This is a genomic window from uncultured Fibrobacter sp. (assembly GCF_937877005.1).
GTDB lineage: Bacteria > Fibrobacterota > Fibrobacteria > Fibrobacterales > Fibrobacteraceae > Fibrobacter.
In genome coordinates, this window is sequence record NZ_CALEFV010000149.1 from 1 (window position 1) to 6,396 (window position 6,396).

Sequence of the window (6,396 nt, forward strand, 5' to 3'; positions counted from 1 at the left end):
GCGGGAACGACAACAAAATAAAGAGTTGCGTGAAGGACACGGTAAAGGCGTTGCCAGAATGCAATGCGAGTAGAGAGGGGATTTTAGGAGAGAAAGATTCCGTTTATTTTATCTGTAACTCTAGTTCATGGGTCAAGGCTACGGTTCTCGAATATGATACATATGGATTAGAATGCTTTGACGATGGACGTGTGGTAACAGGAAATGTTGCAGATAGCAACCTGTATGTTTGTGAAGAAGGCACTTTTCGTGTTGCATCGGAAAAAGAAGTTGAATTTTACAATGATACTTATGGATTAAAATGCGTTGATGGTCGGATTGCCAGTGGGGTTGTAGATTCGACTAACAAATATATGTGTGAATCAGGAAGGTTTCGGACTGCAACAGAATGGGAAAAAGATACAGAAGCTCTTGACTGCATAGAGGGAGAACTTACAAAAGGGACGAATAAAAATTATGTTTGCGAATCCGGAAAGTTTAGGATAGCGAATACTGTAGAAACACTATTAAATAAAGCCTGCACAGTGAAAAATGAGGGTGAAACCGTTATAGACTCTTCTTATTATTTTACATATTTCTGTAATGAGGGAACATGGCGTGATATAATGTTGTGGGAGTGGGATGTCACGAAGGAAGCCCGTTTTAATAAAGAAATTGATTATGGAGTGATGACTGACGACCGTAACAATAGAGTTTATAAAACTGTAAAAATTGGTAGTCAAATATGGATGGCTGAAAATTTGAACTATTATGATAGGGCGACAATGCCCTTGGATGAGATGACTTCGTGTTTCAATGATATAGATGAAAATTGCGATGTTGGAGGACGTCTTTATGATTGGGCTGCTGCTGCGGATTCTGTTACATTGGCAAAAACTATTGATTTTAATGCATGTAAAGGAACAATGTGCAAACTACCGTCGAAAATTCAGGGTGCTTGTCCTAATAATTGGCATTTACCTGATACATCGGAATGGAAAACTTTGTTTAATACGGTGGGTGGACTTTCAACAGCTGGTAAAGTGCTAAAATCTTTGACTGGTTGGGGACATAGTACTGCCGATGGTCATTATGGTCTTAATGCAACCGATATCTATGGATTTTCCGTGTTGCCCGCTGGTCACGCATTAATCTATGGAACTTCTTGGAGATATGTCAATGAAGGTGGTCGAGTTTATTTTTGGAGTACTACTCAATATGGAAATGGAAATTCGGCGTTTACGATGAGATTTGATAGAGATTCGGATGCAGTTCTTGTTGAGGAAAATTCTAAACATTGGCTTCGATTGCCCGTCCGTTGTATCAAGGACTCCGACTAAATCCCCAAAGGTTTCGCTATGAAAAACACATTCGCGAAAAAGTTTATGGTCTGCGCCCTTGCGGGGGTGCTCGGTTTCGCCCTGACCGCTTGTGACGATTCGTCGTCGGCTAGTTCCGACGAAACAGGTGTTTCCAGTTCGTCTGTAGAGTCGCCTGATTCGAGTGTCACCCTGAGCGGAGCGTCAGCGGAGTCGAATGGGTCTAGTAACGAAAATATGGAAAAAGATAAGTATTCCAGTAGTGTCAAGGGATCTGAACCTGTCGAAGTATCAAGTAGTTCCGCGAAAGAAACAAAGAATTCATCTGACTCCAAGAGTTCAAGTTCTGTAAAGACGGATGATTCTTCTAGCAGTAACAAGGATGTGTCCAGTTCGTCGGTTAGTTCTTCATCTAGTGAAAACCAAAGTAGCAGTTCTTCAGTGAAACAATCTTCTTCGTCAGTTGCTTCGAGTAGCAGTGAGTATAAACCCTACAATCATCAAAAGTTTTTTTCTTCTGATAGTCTTCTTTCCGGTGCTTATAAAAAATTTACAGATGAACGCAATGGACGTATGTATTATTATCTTACAATTAACGGGAAAAATCAGGATGGCGAGTCCGCTTCTGTAACGGTAATGGCAGAAAATCTGAACATTGGGGAAATGGTCGATGGAACAAAGGAACAATCGAATGATTCGAAAATTGAACGTTATTGTTATAACGACGATACAACGAATTGCGATAAATATGGTGGGCTTTACCAATGGGCGGAAGCGCTGCAGTTGTCGAGCGAATGCAATACCAAGAGTTGTGCCGCCCAGATAGATCCCGACGGCGATGGGTTCCACCAGGGAATTTGCCCGAAAGGCTGGCACTTACTGACGTATGACGAATTCTACATCGTTGTTCATGCCGATGGAAACGTTAATCCCCTTGTGGAAGGAGTGCGAGCCATGAGTTTCGGCGGACATAACTATTGCGGATATAGTTTGATTGGGGCTGGATATAGAACAAAAGAAGGGAATTTTGAAGAATTAAATGAATCTGCTTATTGGTTTTACCCTTCTGAGCATCCAGATCGTTTTAGTGCCACAAGAGGTGGTGCCGGCACTAGTAGTAAACGGGAAACCGGTTTTTACTTGGGATATAACGATAAAGTGACAGGCAATTCCATCCGTTGCGCTCGAAATTAACTTTTTACTGAAATCTCTTTACATTGGGTAAAAAAATGGATAAACGAAATTGTAAAAAAGGCTCTAGCCGTAACAATTTCAAAATTGAACAACTTGAACCCCGCCTAATGATGGTTTTTGCGGTATAAATTCCACATTCCATATTTCACATTGCTTGGTTTGTGGGTGGTGAAAATTTTTACAGGAGATAATGGTATGAAGTGTGTCAAGGGTCTTGGTTTCTTGTGGGTGGCGGTGCTCGCGGCATTCTTCGCCCTTTCCGCTTGCGATGACTCTTCGTCGGCTAGTTCCGACGAAACCGGTGTTTCCAGTTCATCTGTAGAGTCTTCTGATTCGAGAGTCACCCTGAGCGGAGCGTCAGCGGAGTCGAATGGGTCTAGTGACGAAAATATGGAAAAAGACAAGTCTTCCAGTAGTGTCAAGGGTTCCGAGCCCGCCGAAGTGTCCAGTAGTTCCGCGAAAGAAACAAAGAACTCATCTGACTCCAAGAGCTCCAGTTCCATAAAGTCGGGAGATTCTTCCAGCAGTAATAAGGATAAATCTAGTTCGTCGGTGAGTTCTTCATCCAGCGAAATAACCGACTATGTTGGGCTGCCCTGTGAAGGCATACTTTCAGATGGAAATACGGGAAAAATATATTTGTGCGTAGATGGACGATATGTGCTCTACGTGCCTACGGAAAGTTCCAGTTCTGGGTCCTATGAACCGTTCGACCAAACTCTGCCTTTGAAAAAGTTTGAGGAAGAGCGCTACAAGACATTTACTGACTCGCGCAATGGCCGTGTCTATTATTACCTGACAATCATGGGCAAAGATGAAGATGGTGTCAAGGATACCATAGACGTTATGGCACAGAACTTGAATATCGCCGATGTCACCTTGAAGGCTGGCGAAAACATGACCGACGACACGAAAATCGAACGCTACTGCTACAACGACGACACCACCAAGTGCGACCGTTACGGCGGCCTTTACCAGTGGGCGGAGATGATGGGTTTCAACGATAGTTGCAATACCAAGAGTTGTGCTGACCTTATACAGCCAAACCACCAGGGAATTTGCCCAAAAGGCTGGCGTTTGATGACGCGGCATGATTTTGAAGTTGCCCGAAGCAGTACGGAATACGGGGTCCGTGGCTTGCGTTCTGAATATAATTTTACAGGAAACAATGAAAGCGGACTATCTCTTACTGGGGCAGGTGCTTATTTTAATCAAAGAGGTTTCGCGGATTTAGATTCAGCGTTTTACATGTTTTATCCCTCGGAATCTGTTTTCCAAGATAAGGTTTTGGCTCTTGGGCAGGTTATATCGCGTTATACTGATGGATCTGGAACTGCAAGAGGCTCTAAATTTGACGCATTTTCTGTCCGTTGCGTAAAATTAAAATAAATTTCAACAAAGACATTCAAGATGAATAACAAGTCTAAGAAATCTTCCAAGAAGAACTCTCAAAAAAATTTCAATATTGAACCCCTTGAACCTCGTCTGATGATGGCTGCCGTCGAATAATCATCCCACACCCCACACTTCACATTTCACATTGCTTCTGCGTTAGGGGGCGTCGCACCTTTGTGGCGAGACGCGCAAGCGGCTCGATGAGCCGAGGGTGCTCGGCGAGCAGCACCCGCCCCGGCCCGTGGCCGGGGAACGCCCAATAAATGGCTAAATTTCGAAAATTATTTAGTAGGAAAATTATTTTTCTGCTAAATAATTTGTTATATTAGGGGTATGGAATTCCTAGATCGTGAAGAAGAATCGAAAAGGCTGAAGGCGGAACTCTCCCGGAAGGGGGCGTCTTTTGTCGTTGTCTATGGCCGTCGCAGGTTGGGTAAGTCCACCTTGTTAAAGCGCGTCTTGAAGGAAAACGATATCTATTTTATGGCGGACAGTTCGGAAGAATCCGCCCAGCGGCGTTTCCTGGCCATGGCGATTGCAGTCCGGTATGAGGGTTTCGATTCCGTTGCTTACCCCGACTGGGAGTCGCTTTTCAGGGCCTTCAACTACAGGTGCGCGAAGGGTTCTACGCTCTGCCTGGACGAGTTCCCGTATCTTGTGAAATCCTGCGAGATGTTGCCCTCTACGCTGCAGAAGCTGCTGGACGAAAAGTCCTTGAACTTCAACCTGGTGATTTGCGGTTCGTCGCAACAGATGATGTTCGATGTCGCTCTCGACGAAAAATCGCCATTGTATGGGCGTGCCCATGAAATTCTCCGGTTGAAGCCTATTCCGGTTTCTTACTTGCCTTCTGCGTTGAAAATTTCGGCAAAGGAGGCCATTTCTGAATATGCCGTTTGGGGCGGGGTGCCCCGCTATTGGGAATTGCGTGAACGGTATCGGAATTTCAAGTCGGCCTTGAGGGAATTGGCCCTTTCTCCCATGGGCGTCCTTCATGACGAGCCTGTGCATATTTTGCGCGACGACATGCGCGACCTGGTGCAGGCTTCTACACTTCTTGGAATCATCGGGAACGGTGCGAACCGAATTTCGGAGATTGCGGCGCGTGCCGAAAAAAATGCGGCGACTTTGAGCGCCCCTTTAAAAAGGCTCGTGACCATGCAGCTTGTTGATCGGGAAATCCCTTTCGGTGAAAATCCCAAAAACAGCAAGCACGGCATTTACCACTTGTCCGACCCGTTCATTAATTTCTATTACCGGTTTATCAGCCCGTATCGTTCGCTGTTGGAACTGGGGCGTGTTGATTACGTGGAAGAAATCGTCCAACAGCATTTCCCTGAATTTGAAGGTTTTTGCTGGGAACGCCTTTGCCGGCAGGCGGTTAGCGGGCAGGTTGTCGGTGGCGAGATGTTCAATGTGGCTTCCAGGTGGTGGGGCAATGTCGGCAAGTCAGAGCGGATCGAAATCGATGTCGTTGCCGAAAGCATGGACAAGAAAACGCTACTTGTCGGGGAATGCAAATGGACGAATGGCGAAAATGCGGGGCGCCTGTTTGCTCATCTGAATGAGCAGGTCCAGAAATTGCCGTTCGTCCACAAGTATAGAAAAATCGTCCCGGTTCTTTTTTTGAAAGAAAAACCTCGCGACAAGACGGATGGAATTGTCTTTTTACCGGAAGACATCCTTAAAATTATTTAGTAGGAAAATTATTTTTCTGCTGAATAATTTATTTTGCCCAAATCTACCATAAAATGCCTACATTTGGCAAGTTATAACTCCTATATGTCCCAGGTTGAGTCATATAGAAAATTTCTGATAGAAAATCTTGAAAAAAGTTGTTTTTATGTGCGCTGAAGGCTTGCGGTGCAGGGGGGTGCTTTGTTATTTTTAGGGGGTAAGGTTTACAAAGGGATGTTCTTATGAGAAAGTCTTTCCAGCGTGTCATTGCGACCCTGAACTTGTTTCAGGGGAAGCAATCTCTAGCCATCTTCTTGTTGGCGGCAATATTTGCCCTTTCCGCCTGCGACGATTCGTCGTCGGCGGGGGGTGATAATAACGAAACAAGTGCCCTGAGCAGCGCCGAAGGGCAAGATTATGTATCGTCTGGTTCGGAAAAGTCTTCTTCATCGAGTGCCAAGGTCACTGATAAGGGTAGCGACGCCAAGTCCAGCGACAGCAAGTCCAACGATCCCACCGAAGTGACCGACAAGTCCAGCGATAGCAAGTCCAACGATCCCGCCGAAGTGACCGACAAGTCTAGCGACAGCAAGGACTGCCCATCTTCGGCAGGAACATCGACCGAATCAAGTAACTCGAATTCGTCTGGAAATGACGCAATGTCAAGCAACAGTTCTGCGAAGTCCTCCTCCAGCAGTGTGATTGTTACGAACTCTTCGAGTTCCCGCAATGAGAATTCATCTTCGAGTGAAACGACGCTATCCTGCAGCAGTGAACTCAGCGAGGCTAGCAGTTCATCTGAAAGTTTAAGCGCTGGTAGTATTTACGATGC

At 45.3% G+C, this 6,396-nt stretch carries 5 protein-coding genes and 1 pseudogene; all 6 read left to right on the plus strand.

Features of this window, described 5'->3' with window-relative positions; all coding sequences use genetic code 11:
• On the plus strand, window positions 1-1,319 hold a 1,319-nt coding region (locus Q0628_RS07100), incomplete at its 5' end, for a fibrobacter succinogenes major paralogous domain-containing protein (RefSeq protein WP_298769536.1).
• A gap of 18 nt (window positions 1,320-1,337) precedes the next feature.
• Window positions 1,338-2,492 carry an FISUMP domain-containing protein gene (locus Q0628_RS07105; protein ID WP_298769537.1) on the plus strand — a complete coding sequence of 385 codons (1,155 nt, stop codon included), beginning with the start codon at window positions 1,338-1,340 and terminating at the stop codon, window positions 2,490-2,492.
• 195 nt (window positions 2,493-2,687) lie between these two features.
• The gene (locus Q0628_RS07110) at window positions 2,688-3,881 is read left to right on the plus strand and encodes an FISUMP domain-containing protein (RefSeq protein ID WP_298769538.1); all 1,194 of its coding nucleotides are present in this window, start codon (window positions 2,688-2,690) and stop codon (window positions 3,879-3,881) included.
• Window positions 3,882-3,902: 21 nt separating this feature from the next.
• Window positions 3,903-4,001: an LEPR-XLL domain-containing protein gene (locus tag Q0628_RS07115; RefSeq protein WP_298769540.1), complete on the plus strand. Its 99-nt coding sequence runs from the start codon at window positions 3,903-3,905 to the stop codon at window positions 3,999-4,001.
• Between the two features lie 219 nt (window positions 4,002-4,220).
• Window positions 4,221-5,585: an ATP-binding protein gene (locus tag Q0628_RS07120; protein WP_298769542.1), complete on the plus strand. Its 1,365-nt coding sequence runs from the start codon at window positions 4,221-4,223 to the stop codon at window positions 5,583-5,585.
• A gap of 221 nt (window positions 5,586-5,806) precedes the next feature.
• Window positions 5,807-6,396: pseudogene (locus Q0628_RS07125) on the plus strand (hypothetical protein); the annotation flags it as partial.